The sequence below is a fragment of the Synechococcus sp. R60.1 genome, assembly GCF_047461835.1.
Classification (GTDB): domain Bacteria; phylum Cyanobacteriota; class Cyanobacteriia; order Thermostichales; family Thermostichaceae; genus Thermostichus.
In genome coordinates this window covers 1-17,097 of the sequence record NZ_JANSIA010000068.1, presented here as the reverse complement: position 1 = coordinate 17,097, position 17,097 = coordinate 1, and the positions used below count along the sequence as shown (strand labels likewise).

At 57.9% G+C, this 17,097-nt stretch carries 14 protein-coding genes; 10 read left to right on the top strand and 4 right to left on the bottom strand.

Translation table 11 applies throughout. The features are described from left to right. Positions 1-189: 189 nt before the first annotated feature. Both NW834_RS10055 and serA read right to left on the bottom strand, forming a co-directional pair. On the bottom strand, positions 190-1,506 hold the full coding sequence (locus NW834_RS10055; protein ID WP_414419739.1) for a bifunctional folylpolyglutamate synthase/dihydrofolate synthase: 1,317 nt from the start codon (positions 1,504-1,506) through the stop codon (positions 190-192). Between the two features lie 61 nt (positions 1,507-1,567). Beyond that, positions 1,568-3,148 (bottom strand): phosphoglycerate dehydrogenase, encoded by a 1,581-nt coding sequence (gene serA / locus NW834_RS10050; RefSeq protein WP_011433001.1) that lies wholly within the window; start codon positions 3,146-3,148, stop codon positions 1,568-1,570. 233 nt (positions 3,149-3,381) lie between these two features. Here serA and NW834_RS10045 point away from each other — a divergent pair, with 233 nt between their 5' ends. The 9 genes from NW834_RS10045 (at position 3,382) to NW834_RS10005 (ending at position 14,120) form a co-directional block, all read left to right on the top strand. After that, positions 3,382-4,593: an acetate kinase gene (locus tag NW834_RS10045; protein WP_414382804.1), complete on the top strand. Its 1,212-nt coding sequence runs from the start codon at positions 3,382-3,384 to the stop codon at positions 4,591-4,593. Positions 4,594-4,730: 137 nt separating this feature from the next. After that, positions 4,731-5,198: a hypothetical protein gene (locus NW834_RS10040; protein WP_414419740.1), complete on the top strand. Its 468-nt coding sequence runs from the start codon at positions 4,731-4,733 to the stop codon at positions 5,196-5,198. Positions 5,199-5,727: 529 nt separating this feature from the next. Then, the gene (locus NW834_RS10035; protein WP_414419741.1) at positions 5,728-6,270 is read left to right on the top strand and encodes an FHA domain-containing protein; all 543 of its coding nucleotides are present in this window, start codon (positions 5,728-5,730) and stop codon (positions 6,268-6,270) included. A gap of 175 nt (positions 6,271-6,445) precedes the next feature. Next, positions 6,446-8,467, top strand: a complete 2,022-nt coding sequence (locus NW834_RS10030; RefSeq protein ID WP_414351294.1) for an FHA domain-containing protein — start codon at positions 6,446-6,448, stop codon at positions 8,465-8,467. Between the two features lie 246 nt (positions 8,468-8,713). Continuing rightward, complete coding sequence (locus tag NW834_RS10025) at positions 8,714-9,166, top strand: hypothetical protein (protein ID WP_414419742.1); 453 nt, start codon at positions 8,714-8,716, stop codon at positions 9,164-9,166. Between the two features lie 121 nt (positions 9,167-9,287). Continuing rightward, complete coding sequence (ispE, locus tag NW834_RS10020; RefSeq protein ID WP_414419746.1) at positions 9,288-10,223, top strand: 4-(cytidine 5'-diphospho)-2-C-methyl-D-erythritol kinase; 936 nt, start codon at positions 9,288-9,290, stop codon at positions 10,221-10,223. A gap of 145 nt (positions 10,224-10,368) precedes the next feature. After that, positions 10,369-11,550 carry an RNA-guided endonuclease InsQ/TnpB family protein gene (locus NW834_RS10015; protein ID WP_414419743.1) on the top strand — a complete coding sequence of 394 codons (1,182 nt, stop codon included), beginning with the start codon at positions 10,369-10,371 and terminating at the stop codon, positions 11,548-11,550. Between the two features lie 127 nt (positions 11,551-11,677). After that, complete coding sequence (gene accC / locus NW834_RS10010) at positions 11,678-13,033, top strand: acetyl-CoA carboxylase biotin carboxylase subunit (protein ID WP_011433007.1); 1,356 nt, start codon at positions 11,678-11,680, stop codon at positions 13,031-13,033. Positions 13,034-13,127: 94 nt separating this feature from the next. Beyond that, positions 13,128-14,120, top strand: a complete 993-nt coding sequence (locus NW834_RS10005; RefSeq protein ID WP_414419744.1) for a tyrosine-type recombinase/integrase — start codon at positions 13,128-13,130, stop codon at positions 14,118-14,120. Between the two features lie 216 nt (positions 14,121-14,336). On the opposite strand, the gene NW834_RS10000 is transcribed toward NW834_RS10005, so the two are convergent. Then, the gene (locus NW834_RS10000; RefSeq protein ID WP_011433014.1) at positions 14,337-14,762 is read right to left on the bottom strand and encodes a hypothetical protein; all 426 of its coding nucleotides are present in this window, start codon (positions 14,760-14,762) and stop codon (positions 14,337-14,339) included. A gap of 113 nt (positions 14,763-14,875) precedes the next feature. Between NW834_RS10000 and NW834_RS09995 the strand changes: the two genes are divergently transcribed. Beyond that, on the top strand, positions 14,876-15,547 hold the full coding sequence (locus NW834_RS09995; protein WP_238376955.1) for an exopolysaccharide biosynthesis protein: 672 nt from the start codon (positions 14,876-14,878) through the stop codon (positions 15,545-15,547). A 17-nt stretch (positions 15,548-15,564) separates the two neighbouring features. Here the strand turns inward: NW834_RS09995 and NW834_RS09990 are convergent, their stop codons facing one another. Next, a complete protein-coding gene (locus NW834_RS09990) occupies positions 15,565-16,785 on the bottom strand; it encodes an S-layer homology domain-containing protein (RefSeq protein ID WP_414419745.1) in 1,221 nt (406 codons plus the stop codon). Between the last annotated feature and the right edge of the window lie 312 nt (positions 16,786-17,097).

Below are 17,097 nucleotides of genomic sequence, written 5' to 3'. Positions count from 1 at the left end.
ATCAGCGGCGAACCTACTGGCAGGGCGACCTGCTGGCAACCTAGCTCGGTGCCAGGCCCACCACCCTAACCCAATCAGTAGGGGAGTATCTTGATCAAGTGATAGTAGTTGAGAGCTAGTTTTTGTTCATAGCTCCTCTCTCTTTATAGGAGAGGAGCTCAGGTTTTGCATAAGGTTTCACCTGTCAGTTCAACAGGCTAGATCCCATCCCAAATATTCCTGCATCACCTGGCCCAATAGGTACAGGGATCCGCAGATTACAGCTGGTGGCTCAGTGAGGTTTTTCGGCTTGAGCAACTGAGCCCGAAAAGCGGAGAGATTGGGCAGTGCCCGTGCCGAGGCGAGATGAGGCTGCAGGGTCTGGGCTAGCTGAGCAAGTTGCTCGGGATCCGTCCCAGAGTGGCCGGCAATTGGCAGGGCAAAAAAGCAATCTCCCGGCCGCAGCAGGGTGCTGAGAATGCCCTGGACATCTTTGGTGGTGAGGATGCCCATATACCAGGTGAGGGGGCCGGGTTGATGCTCATCCAGATAGCGACGGAGAGCCTGGGCAGCGGGCAAGTTGTGGGCTCCGTCCATCAGCAACTGACGGGATCCAATCTGCACCCGCTGTAGGCGCCCCGGCCAACGGGTGATGGCAAATCCTTTTTCTACAGTGGCATCAGGGATCCGCCAGCCCTGTTGCTGTAGGGTTTCCACAACGGCAAGGGCTACTGCTGCATTGGTGAGTTGTACATCGCCGCTGAGGGGCAAGGTGAGGAGCTGCCCTCGCCAGTGGACGGTTTGAGGCTCTGACCATCGCAGAGGTTCGACCATCTTCAGGGGGCTTCGCAATTGCTCTGCCTTGGCTCGGATAACTGCTGTGACCTCTGGGGTTTGGGGTGCGCACACTGCCGGGATCCCTGGCTTGAGAATACCCGCCTTTTCAGAGGCAATTTGGGGAAGGCTGTTGCCCAAGCGCTGCCAATGATCCCAGCCGATGGAGGTGATAGCCGTTACCACCGGCTCGATCCCAGCATTGGTAGCATCCAGCCGCCCCCCCAGGCCCACTTCTATCACTGCCACATCCACCTTTTGCCGGCGGAAGTACAGCCAAGCGGCAGCGGTGATAACCTCAAACTGGGTGGGAGAAGCCTCGTCAGGGGCATAGGTTTGTAGGCAGTCTCGCACCTGGGCCAGCGCTTGGCTCCAGTCGTTGGCGGAAATGTATTCCCCGTTCAGCCAAATCCGTTCCCGCCAGTCCACCAAATGGGGAGAGGTGTAGCGGCCCACACGATAGCCTGCCGCCCACAACACGTGGCTGACCCAGGCACAGACAGATCCTTTGCCGTTGGTGCCGGCTACGTGGATGGCCGGGATCCCAGCTTGGGGCTGTCCTAGACGCTGCAGCAAGACTTGCATGCGTTCCAGACTGAGATCCACACCAAAATGGCCCAGGGACTCCAGAAAGGCCGGCCAATCCCAGTCTGGGATCTGGGACAGGGTTAGGGACAAGTTGCTCTGGTTCAAGCAAAGACTCCGTCTTGCCAGGGTAGGTGAGATTTGGGATTTTTTCTAGGGATCAACAATTCTAGAGGTTCACTACAAAAGCGTCGCGGATGCCCGGCTGCTTGAGCACCTCTTCCAGGATCCCATCCGGCAGGGGATCGTCCAAGCTGAGCACCATGACTGCATCGCCGCGGATGATCTTGCGCCCCACCTGCATGCTGGCGATGTTGACATTGTAGGCTCCCAGCAGGGTGCCAATCCGTCCGATGATTCCCGGCATATCCCGGTGCAGGGTCATCAGCATGTTGGCGGAAGGGGGCACATTCACCGGGAACTCGTCGATCTGGGTAATCCGCACCTCTCGCTCCCCAATCAACGCCCCCGAAACCGAGCGGATCCCATTGGGGCCGTGGGCAATCAACGTCAGGGATCCGGAATAATCTTTCAAGGAGGGATCTCGAGTTTCCACCACCCGAATGCCCCGTTCTTTGGCCTCAATGGAGGCGTTGACGTAGTTGACCCGCTCCCGCAGCGCCAGCGTCAAAAGCCCTTTGAGAGCGGCAATGACGATCGGCTGCCCATCTTTTTCCGCCAGATCTCCCTGCAGGCGGATCTCCAACTGGTTGACGCGATCCCCCGCCAATTGGCCAACCAAGTTGCCTAGGGTTTCGGCCAAGTCCAGGTAGGGTCTGAGGTTTTGCAGCACCTCTGCCTGTAGGCCGGGGATGTTCACGGCAGAGCGGGCCGGCAGCCCCAGCAACACATCGCGGATCTGCTCGGCCACATCAATGGCCACATTCACTTGGGCTTCTTCGGTGGAGGCCCCCAAGTGGGGAGTGAGCAGGACTTCTTTGCCCAGGGAAAACAGCGGGGAGTCCTTCAGGGGCTCGTTGGCAAATACATCCAAAGCCGCTCCGGCAATTTGACCGGATTTCAGGGCTTCGTACAGGGCTTGTTCATCCACCAAACCGCCACGGGCGCAGTTGATCAGGCGAGCGGTCGGCTTCATCATGCGAAAGGTTTCGGCGTTGAACAGGTTGGTGGTTTCAGGGGTTTTGGGAATGTGCAAGGTGATGTAGTCGGATTCCTGGACCAAAGTTGTGAAGTCCACCAGGCGTACCCCCAGTTGCTCGGCCCGCTCCACGGATAGATAGGGGTCATAGGCCAGCAGCTTCATCCCCATCGCCTTGGCAATCTGGGCCACATGGGATCCAATCCGACCCAATCCGACAATCCCCAGCGTTTTTTTGTAGACTTCTACGCCGACAAACTCTTGCCGATTCCACAGGCCCGATTTCAGAGAGGCATTGGCATCAGGTATGTGGCGGGAGAGGGCCATCATTAAGGCAATGGCGTGCTCGGCAGCGGCAATGGTGTTGCCCTCTGGGGAGTTGACCACCAGGATCCCGGCTTTGGTTGCGGCGGGCACATCGATGTTGTCAACGCCAACGCCCGCCCGCCCGATGATTTTTAAGTTCGTCCCCGCCTCGATTACCTCTCGGGTAACCCGTGTACCGGAGCGCACCATGATGGCATCGTAGTTGGGGATGACCGCGATCAACTGCTCTGGGGTGAGCTGAGTTTGCACATCCACCTGAGCGACTTGGGAGAGAATGTCGATCCCCGCCTGATCGATGGGATCTGTGACGATGACTCTGGGCATAAGCAGCGTTAGTCCAGTGGGATGGAGGGCAACAGAAGTAGGGGAAAAGATTACCCAAAAAATTGGGTCTAAAGCTCCGTCCTACCGCTACGCAGTTCGCCTTGGCCTCAGGAAGCTGCAGGAGGGCTTTAATGCTATGGTCATCCTTAGCGGCAGGGTAGTCAACCGCTCTGTTCAAGCAAGCGGGCTATAGGCCTTAAGCCCAGCAGTGCGAAGGCCAACGAAGACACGCTGTGAATATTCTGGTCGTCAATGCCGGTTCCAGCAGCCTCAAATCCTCCCTATTTCTGACGGTTGAGGGAAGGGTGGAGGCCACGCCCATCTGGCAAGCCCAGGTGGATTTCACCTACAAGCCGGGGGAGGCCCTCATCCAGACTCGTCGGCGAGGCGGTGGGTGGGAATCTTTTCCCTCCGCTTCACCTGAGGGAGGGATCGGCCAACTGGCCCCGCTGTTTCAAAGCCTCTGGCAAGGGGAGGGATCCCTGCTCCCGCAGGCGGCTGAGATCGGCGGCGTCGGCCATCGGGTGGTGCATGGGGGATCCCTGTACCGGCAGCCCACCTTAATTACGCCAGAGGTGGAGAGGGCGATTGAGCAATTGATCCCCTTGGCCCCAGCCCACAACCCTGCTGCGCTGGCTGGCATCCGTCTGCTAAGGCAACTGTTGCCGGGGATCCCTCAGGTGGCCGTTTTCGACACCGCCTTCCACCAGCAAATGCCTCTGGCCGCAGCCCTTTACCCCCTTCCCTACGCTTGGGCTGAACAAGGGATCCGCCGCTACGGGTTTCATGGCATTAACCACGAGCATTGCGCCCGTCGCGCTGCCGAGATCTTGAACCGACCCCTGGAAGAGTTGCGGCTGATCACTTGTCACCTGGGCAACGGCTGCTCGTTGGCGGCCATTCGCGGGGGCAGAAGTGTGGACACCACCATGGGCTACACCCCCCTGGAGGGCTTGATGATGGGATCCCGGTCGGGGTCAGTGGATCCGGGCATTTTGATCCATCAGTTGCGCCAGGGCATGAGTGTGGATGAACTGGATCGGATCTTGAACCGAGAATCGGGGTTGAAGGGCGTTTCCGGCCTGAGCAGCGATATGCGGGTTGTGTTGGAGGCAATGGAGGCAGGCCATGCCCGGGCGGAGCTGGCTTTTGAGCTGTTTGTCCACCGTCTGCGCAGCCAGATTGGGGCAATGCTCATGAGCTTGGATCGGCTGGATGCGCTGGTGTTCTCTGGGGGGATTGGGGAAAACTCGGCGCCGGTGCGGGCAGCAACCTGTGCAGATCTGGGTTTTTTAGGGATCCAGATCGACCCGGTTTTGAATGCCGGATCCCCCCGCAACTGCGATATCAGCACTTCGGATGCTCCGGTGCGGGTTCTGGTGATCTCAGCCCAAGAGGACTGGGCCATTGCCACAGCTTGCCAAAACCTTTTGCAAGGGGAATAAGCGAAGGATCCCAGGCTGCTTCTCGCCAGGTTCTCTCCTTTCCGCCCGCTGGCTTGGTGGAGACAAACTCTAGACAATAAGCTCAAGAAAGAAGGTCTTTTGAGACTCCTTTGGGATCTTTTGGGGATGGAGAAGAGATGATGCAGCGGATACATGAACGGATCCCATTGCTGGTGCTGCTGAGCAGTGTTCTGGTGGGGTGTGGGGGCACGACCGGCAGCAGCGACCTTCTGCCCCTGCCGCCTCCCATACCTGCTCCATCCCTCACCATTACCGATCTCTCCCCGCGCACCGTCTTGGTGGGGCAAACTCCAACCTTTGTGGTGTCTTTTCGGGTAGAGGCCCCTGCCGGGATCCGGGGTTCCAACGCCTTTTTGGCTTCCGTCACCACCCCACTGGGCAATTTCGTAACCCTGGGAGCTTTTGATGCCGCTCAGTTGCCCGGCTGCTTCGTTGGGGCGACCACCTGCACCGTTACAGGGCTGACCCTGACCCAGAATCGCTTTACCCTCACTCAAACGGGATCCCATCAGCTCACCATCAGTGTGTTCGATCGGCAGGAGCGGCTGGGCAGCGGCAGTTTCCCATTTACCGGAGTGCTTTGAAAACGGTTTGGATAAAGACACAGAGGATACTAGTCTTGCAGGATCCCCAGAAACTCAAAACTCACTCTAGGCCCTATCTCTCAGGTGGATTTCTGAGGCTTCCGGCCAAGGGATCAGGCCACCTCGGTCAAACTTGAACGGCCTCGCCGTTCCTGAGGAGATCGAGTTTTGTTGCTTCAAATCGGGTGGGGATAAAGTCGAGTATGTAGTCACTCTAAACATCATGGTCTAAACATCATGAATGAAACCTTTCCGTCTGGCTCCCCTCTCCCTCTGGAAGAGGAGCTGAGGGTGGTCGCGGAAGCGGCGCGGAGCGTTTGGGCACGGTCTCCAGCAGGAATGTAACTCGGAGATCCCAACTCAGGTGATCCGGATCAGCGCAAGCCTTTGGTCAGGGGAGTAGGTTATAGTTATCCAAAAAGATAACAATTTTGACGAAAAAGACATCTTCTGCTTTCCCCAAGCTGACCTTTGGATATGCTGAAGCCGATCTAGGGAATGGAGGCGCTGAACGGTGGAGAATGGGATTGTGTGTCAACTCACTTTAGAATGGACCGAGGCCGACCGGCGCCGATCGCAAACGGTTTCGCCTGTCCCCTCTAAGCTGGTTACCATTGGACGGGATCCCAGCTGTGATGTGGTGCTCAATGACCCAACTCGCTCGGTCTCAGGAGTTCACGCCGGGCTTTATTTTGATCCCAAAACCTTAAACTTTCACATTCGCAACTTAACTCGGGATCGTTTGCCTCCTAAGCAGCCCAACCCCGTCTGGGTGAATGGCCGAAAAATAATTCAGGAAGAGCTTGCGCTTGAGGCCAATAGCCAAATTCAATTGGGGCGCGTTGTGCTGAGCGTGAAGTCCATAGAAGTTGCCAGGAAGAATCAGGGGGTTCCCCTCAGCCGCGGCACTTTGGACACCCTCAAGGTTAAGTGCAGCCGCCTGGAAAACCCTCACTACCTGCCCCCAGAATATCAGGGCCAGAATTGTCCCTACTGTGGGCATTTGGTTTTGAGCGCTACCTTGGTGATCCCTCCTCCAGAAGCTGGCAAAGCCCCACAACCTCCTCTCTAGAGGACCAACCCTTTCTATTCTTCTTAATTCTTCTTACAGATCCCAGTGGCTGATCCAAGTCCGTGGGGGATAGAAAAAAGGGATCCCGGGCAAACCAAAAGTGACCTGTGAGGTCGCGCTGTTCTGTGTTTTCTCAATGGCCTCTTCATGATCTTTGTAAAGGTGAGCAGAAGCTATGCAAATTCAACTGAGCTGGGAAGATCCCATCACCGAAGAACAGCAGGAGCTGATTTTTCCATTGCCTCTTGCCTTGGGCAGGGAGCTGGCCCAATTGCCACAGGAATGGCAAGGTCGAGAAGTGGCGCGGGCTGTGTTTGCCAGCCAGGAGATCTCCCGTTATCACGCCCTCGTCTATCTCGGTGAGGATGGCCAGGTCATCTATGAAGATCGCAGTGCCAACGGCAGCCGCATCAATGGGGAAAAAATCCGTCAGGCACGCCGGGTGCTCCAGGGGGGAGAAGTGGTGGAGCTTGGCCCCTACAGCATCACCGTGGGTTTGGTGTCCCCCAGGGATCCCAATGCCACCCTTCTGACCGCCACCCCTACTCTTTTGCTGGAGCCGCGCACCGAACTGATTCGCCCGGCCACCCAACCCGACACCGCATTTGAGGTTCCCCCGGCTTCCACGGTGGTTTTTGCCCCAGAGCAGCTTCCTGAAGTGCGGGCTGGCTCGGATTTTCCCCCGCCGGATTTGTTTCGAGCCGAGCAAATTGCCCTGAGCGCCCTCAAAGCCACCGGACTACCTGTGGAAGAGACCCTCTATTTGGCCTTGGGCGGCGGTATCGGCAGCTTTGTGTGGGTGGATACCCTGCGCATTTACGGGGTCAGACCGGAGCACATTCGCGTCATCAGCATTGCCCGTAAACCCTACGAACGGTATGAACGGCTTTTGACCAACTGCCAGATCCCCCGCTGGAAGCGAATTCGCTCTGGCTCCGATTCTTGTCCAGACAACATTTGGGGCTGGCCTGGCTATGCTCTGCGGGATGCTTGGCGTTCCTTTTTCTCCGGCCGATTGTTGGAAGCATTCGGCTTTTTGTGGCAGGTATTTAGTGAGCCCTTGTTGGCAGATACCTATACGCCGCGGGCGGGGGATGTATTTGCCTCAATGGATCGGGAGGCAGCCCGAATTGGTTGGGAGCAAATGCTGTGTTACGGCCATATTCGCGCCATTCGCAAGACGGAGGATGGGCGATATGTGGTGGCCTATTCGGCAACGCGGCCCGGCCATACGGATCACCGTTTTATGGTGGCCAAGTATCTCCATTTGGCAACTGGATATCCGGCCATCAAGTTGCTCAACGACCTGCAGGAGTTTCGCGAAAAAACAGGAGATTTGAGATCGGTGGTACACGGCTATGAGCCTCATGATCACGTTTATGAGCAGTTGGAGAAACAAGGTGGCACCGTCCTAATTCGGGGATTTGGGATCGTCGCCTCTCAGGTGATGGAACGCCTTTACGAAGCCCGCAAAGTCAACCCCCGCATCTCGGTGGTGCATCTGAGCCGTGCGCCCAAAAGCGGTAATCGCTTCGGACGAGCCAAACGGGCAGTGGATAACCATTGGGAGTTTCAGCCCTTCAACTGGCCCAAGGGCACTTGGGGAGGAGTTCTGCGTGCCAAATTGGAAGCGGCGACCCCCCTGGAACGGCGCGAACTGCTGGAAGCTTGGGGCGGCACCACGACAGCAAGTCGGCGGAAATGGCGGCGGATCGTGCGGCAAGGGTTGCGAGAGGGCTGGTACTCGATTGTGTTCGGCAAGGTGGAGTCGGTGGTTCCCGGCGACAAGGGTAAGCCGGTAACCTACATTCGAGGTACCCACAACAACACGCAATTAAAGGTGGAGGCCGATTTCGTTATCGACTGTACGGGTTTGGTTTCGGATCCCATGACCAATCCTCTCCTCAACGATCTAATTACCCACTACAACCTGCCCCTCAATCCTCACGGGCGCTTGCATGTCTCCAACGACTTTGAGCTGGTGGAGATGCGCAACCGGGATGGGCGAATGTACGCCGCTGGGATCATCACCTTGGGCGGGCCCTATGCGCCGGTGGATACGTTTTTGGGTTTACAGTACTGTGCCCATCGCTCGGTGGAACACCTGGCTCGACTGCGGGCACCGGGGGTCAAAGGCTTAGAAGGGATCCGATCCCTGTGGCAATGGTGCAAGTGGGCCCTAAACATCAGCCCCTAGCTTGCCGACATTGGGCAACGCTCCTGGATTTTGCCGGATGTTTATGGTTATCAACGCTATTGTTGGCGACACATCATGGCTATTCCCCATCCCGTTGAACCTGGTGAAAGGGGTGTTGCGTTGATCCCCAACTCTTCTATACCAAAGGGGGAAGGGTTGGGGGTGAGGGCCAGAAGGTTCCCTCAAACAGACTGGGAGCGACACGGATCCTGATGATCTCGATTGGCAAAACTGCGGGAGGAAAAAATGACTCCGACCTTGATTGGCCGCTGGCAAACTCGGGTTTTCTTATTGGCCACCGTTGGTGTTTTGGCAAGTTTACCCTTTTATTTTGGGCTCACCGGACATGGCGGCAGCCTCACCTATTTTTGGGTATTGCTCTACGTGGGTCTGTTTGGCTGTGTTTGGGATGTTGTTTATAACTATCTGATGGGGTGGATGTGGGATCACGATTGGCCTGGGATCCTTCAGCTTTTGGCCGGCATTTGGGAAGGGCTTTTTTTGGGTACAGTCTTGAAGGTGGTGGGTCTTCCTTATATCCCAACCCAACGGTTTGATTTGGGAGATTTTATTCTCCACTACAGTGTGGTCTGGGTTTGCCTTTACCTCAGCGCTTGGGTGGTGATGCGCATTTTGTTTCCCCGCTGGCGCTTTCGCGGTGGAGAGTGGCTGGGGCCATGGCCGCGCTCCGGCAGCTAGAAAGGGGATCCATTGCCGTTAGAATCGGGCTGGGAGACCTCCCCGGATAAGTCTGTGTTTTGATCAGGTCTGTACAGGCTAAGGGGAGTTGAGACTTGTTGCTGACCCAGATTTTCACCCCATGCAAGCCTGTACCCTGATTGCCCGCGCCAAGATCAACCTCTACCTGGAAATCCTCGGATCCCGTCCTGACGGGTATTCAGAGGTGGCGATGGTGTTGCAGAGCATTCATTTGGCGGATCGACTGCAGTTGAAGAGCCGTCCTCACGGGATCCACCTCACCTGCGATCGCCCAGAAGTGCCCACAGATGCCCGCAACCTCGCCTATCAAGCCGCTGAGCTGCTGCAAAAAGAGTGTCACTCTGCCGCTGGCGTGGAGATTCACATCGAAAAGCACATTCCGGTGGCAGCAGGTTTGGCGGGGGGCTCGGCTGATGCGGCGGCGGTTTTGGTGGGGTTAAACCAACTGTGGGGGCTGGGCCTGACGGTGGGAGAGTTGCAGAGTTTGGCAGCCCGCTTGGGATCCGACATTCCCTTCTGTATCCAGGGGGGAACGCAACTGGCCACCGGGCGCGGGGAAGTTTTGGAGCCGCTGGCCGATTGGGAAGGGATCCCTGTGCTGCTGGCCAAGCCCAAGCACCTGGGGGTTTCGACTGCCTGGGCCTATCAAGCCTTTCGTTCTCGTCAGGGGAGCTTGGGAGGGGATGCCCTACCCAAACCCACACTGCCCACCTTGCCGCAGGCGTTGGCGGCTCTCAGCCGTCAGGATCCGCCGGCGTTAGCCAGGAGTTTGCGCAATGACTTGGAACAGGTGGTTTTGCCGGAGTACGCGATTGTAGGGGAACTGCGCCAAGCTCTTCTCTCGGCGGGGGCCCTGGGATCCCTGATGTCGGGGTCGGGGCCAACGGTCTTCGGAATCATGCCCAGCCTGGAGCTGGCCGCCCAAGTGCGCAACACCCTGCGTCACCAGTTTCAGGATGTAGAGTTTTGGGTGACGCAGTTTGCCCCCACTGGGATTCTGCTGCAGCCGGATCCCTGTAGCCTCAGTCCTACCTAGGTTGTCGACTGGATGGGCTGAATGTGGGATCCCCACCTGACCTTCTCTATCCTCCCCTCCAGTTGACCAAAAAAACTGGGTTACAAGCCCCGCCCTTCTAGGGCGGCTTTTGTAAGATGCTATTAGACAGGAAAGGCAACTTTGCATGTACCTTGTCCGCAAGCTCAAGCTAGGCGTCTCAGAGCAACTGCAGCTGTTGAGCAGGGCAGCAGGCGAGCTGTACTCAAAAGTGCTCGTTCACTTTTGGCGGGTCGTCCGCAAGAAGGGATTGTGGTTAAAGCCTTCCACATTCATGCGTTGGTTTCCCAACGACCCTGAGAATACACTTCATGCCCACAGTGCAGACGCAGTAGTGCAAAGCTTCTTTGCCTCTCTCAAGTCCTGGCGGGAACGCCGCAAAACCGACCCCAACGCCCGTCCACCTCGACGCCGTCGGTACTTCTATAAAGTCCAGTGGAAATCTTCAGCCATCCAAGTCGTCAATGGGAAGCTGCGATTGTCGAACGGGAAAGGCAAGGAGCCCCTGATTGTTAACTGGGCTTGGGATACGCCTGTTTGGGTAGAGATGGGCTGGGATGGCCAGCAGTATGAGCTGAGGGCTTGCTACAAGGTGGGGGATACGCCGCCGGAAGAAGAGGGGGAAGAGAGCAACGTTGCCGCTGTGGATTTGGGTGAGATTCACCCCGCAGTCGCTCATGAGGGGGGACAAACCTACATCGCCAATGGCAGGCTGCTGCGCTCCAAAAGGCGCTACCAGAACAAGCTGCAGGGCAAGCTAGCTCGACTCCTGGCGCGCAAAAAGCGGGGCTCTCGGCGGTGGAAGCGGCTAGTTCGCTCTCAACGTTTGCAGCTCAAGAAGCTGCGCAATCAAATTCGGGATATTCTGCACAAGCAGACAACCCGATTGGTCTCCACGCTCCACAAGCGAGGCGTGCAGACAGTTGTGATTGGCGACCTTCGGGATATCCGGATGTCTGCCAACTACAACAAAAAGGCGAATCAGAAGATCCACCAGATGTTGCATGGTCAAGTCCGGCATCTCATCACCTACAAAGCTGAGCGGTTGGGGATGAGAGTGGTACTGCAAGATGAGCGGTACAGCTCTCAGGAGTGTCCTGTTTGTGGACAGAGAAACAAGCCCAAAGGTCGTGTGTACAGGTGTGGGTGTGGGTTTGAGTTCCATCGGGACGGGGTGGGGGCAATTAACATCCGCAGGAAGTATCTGGGCTCCGGCCCAGTAGTTGGGGCCATGGCATCCCCCATAGGGTTGAGGTTTCAGCCTCATGCCCTGTGTAGCTCAGTCGGTAGGAGCGATTCTGCTGGCTGAGAAAGCATCCCCGTCCTTTAAGACGGGGAGTATGTCAAATAGTAGGATGAGCACCTGAACTTAACCTTGCGTTTACAGACCGCTGACCTTAGCGGTCTAGCTACCTCTTCAGCTTTGAACCTTCCTCATGCCGCCCATCACCAAGATCCTGATCGCCAACCGGGGTGAGATTGCCCTGCGCATCATCCGCACCTGTCAGGAAATGGGGATCCGAACTGTGGCCGTTTACTCCACTGCGGATCAGAACTCCCTGCACGTCCAACTGGCGGACGAGGCTGTTTGCGTAGGAGATGCCCCGGTGGCCAAAAGCTACCTCAACATTCCCAACATCATCTCGGCAGCCCTCACCCGCGGGGCCACTGCCATTCATCCGGGCTATGGGTTCTTGGCGGAGAATGCCAAATTTGCCGAGATGTGTGCCGACCACAACTTGATCTTCATCGGCCCCTCGCCAGAGGCGATGCGCAAGATGGGCGACAAGGCCACGGCCCGCGAGACCATGCAAGCGGTGGGGGTGCCGACGGTGCCGGGCAGCCGCGGGTTGATCACCTCTGAGGAGGAGGCAGTGAAGCTGGCGGAGAAAATCGGCTACCCCGTGATCATCAAAGCCACCGCCGGTGGCGGGGGGCGGGGTATGCGGGTGGCGCGGGATGCCCAGGAGCTGCTGAAGATGCTGCGCACCGCTCAGGGGGAAGCCCAAGCAGCCTTTGGCAACGGCGGGGTTTACTTGGAGAAGTTCATCGAGCGCCCCCGTCATGTGGAGTTTCAAATCTTGGCGGATAGCCAGGGCAATGTGGTGCATCTGTACGAGCGGGATTGCTCCATTCAACGGCGGCATCAAAAGCTGTTGGAAGAGGCCCCCAGCCCGGCTTTGACTGCAAGCTTGCGCGCCCGCATGGGAGCAGCGGCGGTGAAAGCGGCCAAGGTGGTGAATTACGTGGGAGCGGGCACGGTGGAGTTTTTGCTGGATAAAAACGGCCAGTTTTACTTCATCGAGATGAATACCCGCATCCAGGTGGAGCATCCGGTCACTGAGATGGTGACCGGGCTGGATCTGATTGCCGAGCAGATTCGCATTGCCCAAGGTCAACCCCTCACCTTTCGCCAGAAGGATGTGGAGTTGCGGGGCCATGCTATCGAATGCCGCATCAACGCCGAGGATCCCAAGCAGCAGTTTAGGCCTTGCGCTGGCACGATCAGTGCCTATTTGCCCCCTGGGGGGCCGGGGGTGCGCATGGATTCCCACATCTACACCGACTACACCATTCCCCCCTACTACGATTCGCTGTTGGGCAAGCTGATCGTCTGGGGGCCTAACCGGGCAGCAGCCATCCGCCGCATGCAGCGGGCTTTGGGGGAATGCGCCATCACTGGGGTGCCCACCACGATCCCTTTCCACCAGCAGATCCTGCGCCATGAAGCTTTTTTGAGGGGCGAAGTGTACACGGATTTCATCACCCAACACCTGCTGCCCGGCCAGTAGCCATCGACTCTCAGGTCGGGATCCCTCTCTGGACAGCAGCTGGCCACAAGTTGAGGATAAAGTTAAGGGCTAGCAGAGGGATGGAGGTGGCAGGATGAGGGAGCCTCGATCGGGCTGGGCTCAGGAGACCCATCCCCAGAGTCAGCCGACTGGCCCTGTTCCCAGCCTCAGCCATCTGGCGGCGCAATTTTTGCAGGAGCGGCAGCGGGATCTGGCCCCTGCCAGCCGCCGCACCTATCGCATCGCTCTGGAGCAGTTTGCCAAAACTTGCCCCGTGCCGCTGCCCCAGGTGCAGCCTGCCCACGTCCAGTCCTTTTTGAACAGCTTGAAGGGCCGTCCGTTTCGCAACCGCTCCGGCCAGCGGATCCACCCGCCCGCCTCTTCGGCCACCTACAACCTGAAGCGGTTGGCCTTGCAGCAATTTTTTGAATGGGCCAGCCAACGGGGCTACCTTCAGGATCCCCTGCCCACTCAAGCCATTCGACCTGCCCGCCTACCCGCTCGTTTGCCCCGCGATCTGGATCGGTTGTTGTTGCAGCGGGTGTTGCAGCGGGCCCAAAACCATTCTCTGCGCTACGCGGCTTTGATTCGCCTGATGCTGGAGTGCGGGCTGCGGGCCCAGGAGCTGTTGGACTTAACCGTTCAAGATTTTCAAATCAGCCCCGAGGGATCCCTGTTGGAAGTGCGCTGTGGCAAGGGGAGCAAACCCCGCGCTGTGGCAGTAGGGGATCCCCTCTCCGAGCTGTTGCAACAGTATCTGAGCCGAGAACGGGGCCCGTGCGCGCCGACGGATCCCTTGTTTGTTTCCCAATCTCGCTGCTTGGCCTACCGGGGGCGCCCCCTGACCTACGATGGCCTGCGGCATATTGTGCTCAAGCTAACCGAGCCTGAGCCGGGACATCAAACCCCTCACCAGTTTCGCCACAGCTTTGCCACCTTGCTGCTGGATCGTGGCGTTGCCCCTGAGCATATCCAGCACCTGCTGGGCCATACAACTGCCGCCATGACGATGCGCTACACCCAGCGGGCCAACTTGAGAGCAGCCATCGCCCGTTCCCGCGAGATCTTAAATCAGGGCTTGGTTTAGGGATCCCTTAGTGTGCTATGGCCTCTATTGTTTCAAGTGAGACAGATGCAGATTGCTCGAAGAAAAGTGCAAAAAGGCCGCCACCAATACTCCCACCGGCTGCAACTGTCCCAACAACGCCACCCAAATAGCAATAAGGACGGGGGTTTGGATCCACAATAACGCCACAATAATGTATTTCCGGCTAATCTTCGGTGCCAACTTGGGGGCGACCTCTCAGCTTTTGGGGATCAGCCGCTTCGGACAGGCAGCACGGATGTGGGATTCGCTCAGGTCGGGCATGAGAGCCAAGGCCCGCTGGGCATCAATTTGCGCTTCGCACACCGCCTCCAGCACCTGTTCGGCCATCAGGGAAAGGGGCATATCGGCAGTTTGTTCGGGATCGGTATCCAGGGAAATTTGTCGGACTCCCACAGGGGGGGGTGGCAACACCGGCGGAGCTGCCTGCGGGGACAGGGTGGTGGAAGTGCCCACCTCCAACTGCGCTTCTGCCAGGGCCACACCGCGCCCCACCATCAACAGGGATCCCAGCAGCAGGAGCCATCCCAGCCCACGCCCCCCTTTGCGGAACTGAGTCGGAGCCTTCTGCTGTCGCTCAAGGCTGCTGATGTTTACGGCCCTCTTGAACCTGTCACCGAGCATGTCACCTCTCCGAAACCACCCCTTTGCTCAAGATATCCAACACAACTTGAATTTGCAGTAGGCTATCGAATTTGCAGTAGGCTATCGTTGGCCCTCCAGGTAGTGCCCACCCGTTGCCAAACTTTGCCCGCTCCAGCCCTGCCCCCTCTATGGCCCGTCTGTCTCAAGAGCTAGCCCGGTTTTCCCGCCTTCCCGAGAGCCCAGAGCAACCCGAACCCTCCCCGGAAGGGTTGATCCGCATCGAAGACATTCTAAAACTGGCGGGCGAGCGCAGTTTTGGCTTGTTTTTGGCGGTGCTCTCTTTCCCTTCTGCTTTGCCTCTGCCGGCTCCCGGCTATTCCACTCCCTTTGGCGTGGTCATCCTGTTGCTGGCCGCACAAATGCTGGCAGGGCGAACCACTCCTTGGCTGCCGAAATGGGTGTTGCAGACCTCTATTGAACGGAAGCATTTTCAAAAGTGGGTGCAGGCTGGGATCCCATGGTTGCAGCGCATTGAAAAAATTGCCCGCCCCCGTTGGAAGCAGCTTTGCACCACACGGCTCGGCCAAGTCTGGCTGGGCACCTGGATCGGCTTGATGGGGATTTCCATGATCATCCCCGTTCCAGGCACCAACACCCTGCCGGCAATGGGGGTTTTCGTCACCGCCTTTGGCCTCCTGGAAGAAGACGGGATCCTGTGCAGCTTGGGATCCCTGATCTGTGTAGCAGGAGGACTGCTGACCACTTCCATTTTGATCGGCCTGTGGTTGGGGGGAACAACCCTTTTGGATTGGCTGGGAAGATAGCTATGCCAGCACCGCTTTTATCGGGATGCTGGGGTCAGCGCCAGATCCTGAGTGAGGCGCAGCTCGATCACCTGATTGGGATCCAGCACCACCACCTGTGGTGCCGTTACATTGCCAATTACCGCTCCGGCCACCCCTGCCCCCAGCACTTCCTCTGTGGCAATGGCATTGTCTCCGGTTACCAAGCCGAGAATAGCGCCTGCTGCTGCACCGATGGCCGCATCCTGAATGATTTTGCCTGTGGTGGTGTAGCGGGGATCCTTGACATCGTGAATGATGTCCGATTGGGCAGCCAAGGGGAACAGTTGGTTGTTGACAATGATGCTTTCCGCCACAAAACGGGTGCCCCCTGGGGCCGGCTCAAAGCGGCCATCCACCCGCGAGCCAAAAGGCACCAGAATATCCCCCTGGGCGTTGCGAATCGGGTTGCGGACGATCAAAGACATGGGCCGGGTTTCGTTGGGGGCAATGAAGAGGCGCTCGTTGAAGGGGGTGGTGGTTTGCATCAGGGTGCCCGCCGCCAGGGTGGAAAGGCGCAGGTCAAAGCCCGGCTGGGAACCGGAGGGCAAGCCCCCTGGGTTTTGTGCCACCAAGGATCCCCGGCTGAGCATGGCCTGGTGGGTGAAGGCTGCTACCTCGGCGCGAGTGGCGGGACGGTTGGGTTCCAAGAGCATCGGGTCTGGATAATTGACGATCAACCCGGCGCGGTTGGCTGCCGCAAGTTGTGCCAGGGCCCAATTGGGGATGGCTGCCGCATCTCGGTAGCGGCTGAAGAGATCTCCGGGCTGAGCGGCTGGGATCGCTCCCGTGTTGCCAATGGCGTTGGTCAAAACCACCAGCGCTTCGGTGCGGGTAACGGGCTGCTCAGGACGGAAGGTGCCATCGGGAAAGCCTGCCACCAGGTTGTTGGCTGCTGCCGTCGAGATGGCGCTGGCTGCCCAGTGGGTGGGGGGCACATCCCGAAAGCCGATAAAAGTACCGGAGGTATTGCGGAGGCGGAAAGCGGTATTGACAATGGTGGCAAACTGAGCGCGGGTCACCGGCTCATTGGGGCGGAAGGTACCATCGGGGAAGCCGTTCAACACTCCTTGAGCGGAGAGGGTCTCAATGTAGGCTTGGGCCCAGTGACCAAAGGTGTCGCGGAAGGGAGCGGCCATGGCCACCTGGCAGTGGATGCCCAAGACAGCTCCCGATAGGAGTATGCCTGCTGCACGTGGAGTTAAAAGAGAGGGAAACATCGTTCGTTCACCGAGTTGTCGTAGCGCCCATCGCTGGGTCAATGGCTACTTTTATTCTGGCTATTTCCTCAGTGATGACAATGGCGGAAACCCTTGCTCTGTGGTAATTTGAGCGTTTCTAACCCAAGATTTGCAGCAAAACGCAACTGCAGAGGATTGATAAGGAAACCCCTAAATCTCTGTCGCGTCAGCTAGAAATCGCAGGAGCCCCGCACTGTACCCGTAGGGTCAGTGCCGGGAGGAAAGCGCTTTGATGAAGTACAATGAACTTATGAGCCAAGTCCTGACCGTCTCCTGTAAGCTCAAGGCGTC

Excerpts from the sequence above, each read along its gene's own strand:
- NW834_RS10025 (WP_414419742.1), top strand. The coding sequence starts at position 8,714 with ATGACTCCGACCTTGATTGGCCGCTGGCAAACTCGGGTTTTCTTATTG.
- ispE (WP_414419746.1), top strand. The coding sequence starts at position 9,288 with ATGCAAGCCTGTACCCTGATTGCCCGCGCCAAGATCAACCTCTACCTG.
- NW834_RS10000 (WP_011433014.1), bottom strand. The coding sequence starts at position 14,762 with ATGCTCGGTGACAGGTTCAAGAGGGCCGTAAACATCAGCAGCCTTGAG.
- serA (WP_011433001.1), bottom strand. The coding sequence starts at position 3,148 with ATGCCCAGAGTCATCGTCACAGATCCCATCGATCAGGCGGGGATCGAC.
- NW834_RS10005 (WP_414419744.1), top strand. The coding sequence starts at position 13,128 with ATGAGGGAGCCTCGATCGGGCTGGGCTCAGGAGACCCATCCCCAGAGT.
- NW834_RS10015 (WP_414419743.1), top strand. The coding sequence starts at position 10,369 with ATGTACCTTGTCCGCAAGCTCAAGCTAGGCGTCTCAGAGCAACTGCAG.
- accC (WP_011433007.1), top strand. The coding sequence starts at position 11,678 with ATGCCGCCCATCACCAAGATCCTGATCGCCAACCGGGGTGAGATTGCC.
- NW834_RS09990 (WP_414419745.1), bottom strand. The coding sequence starts at position 16,785 with ATGTTTCCCTCTCTTTTAACTCCACGTGCAGCAGGCATACTCCTATCG.
- NW834_RS10040 (WP_414419740.1), top strand. The coding sequence starts at position 4,731 with ATGATGCAGCGGATACATGAACGGATCCCATTGCTGGTGCTGCTGAGC.
- NW834_RS10030 (WP_414351294.1), top strand. The coding sequence starts at position 6,446 with ATGCAAATTCAACTGAGCTGGGAAGATCCCATCACCGAAGAACAGCAG.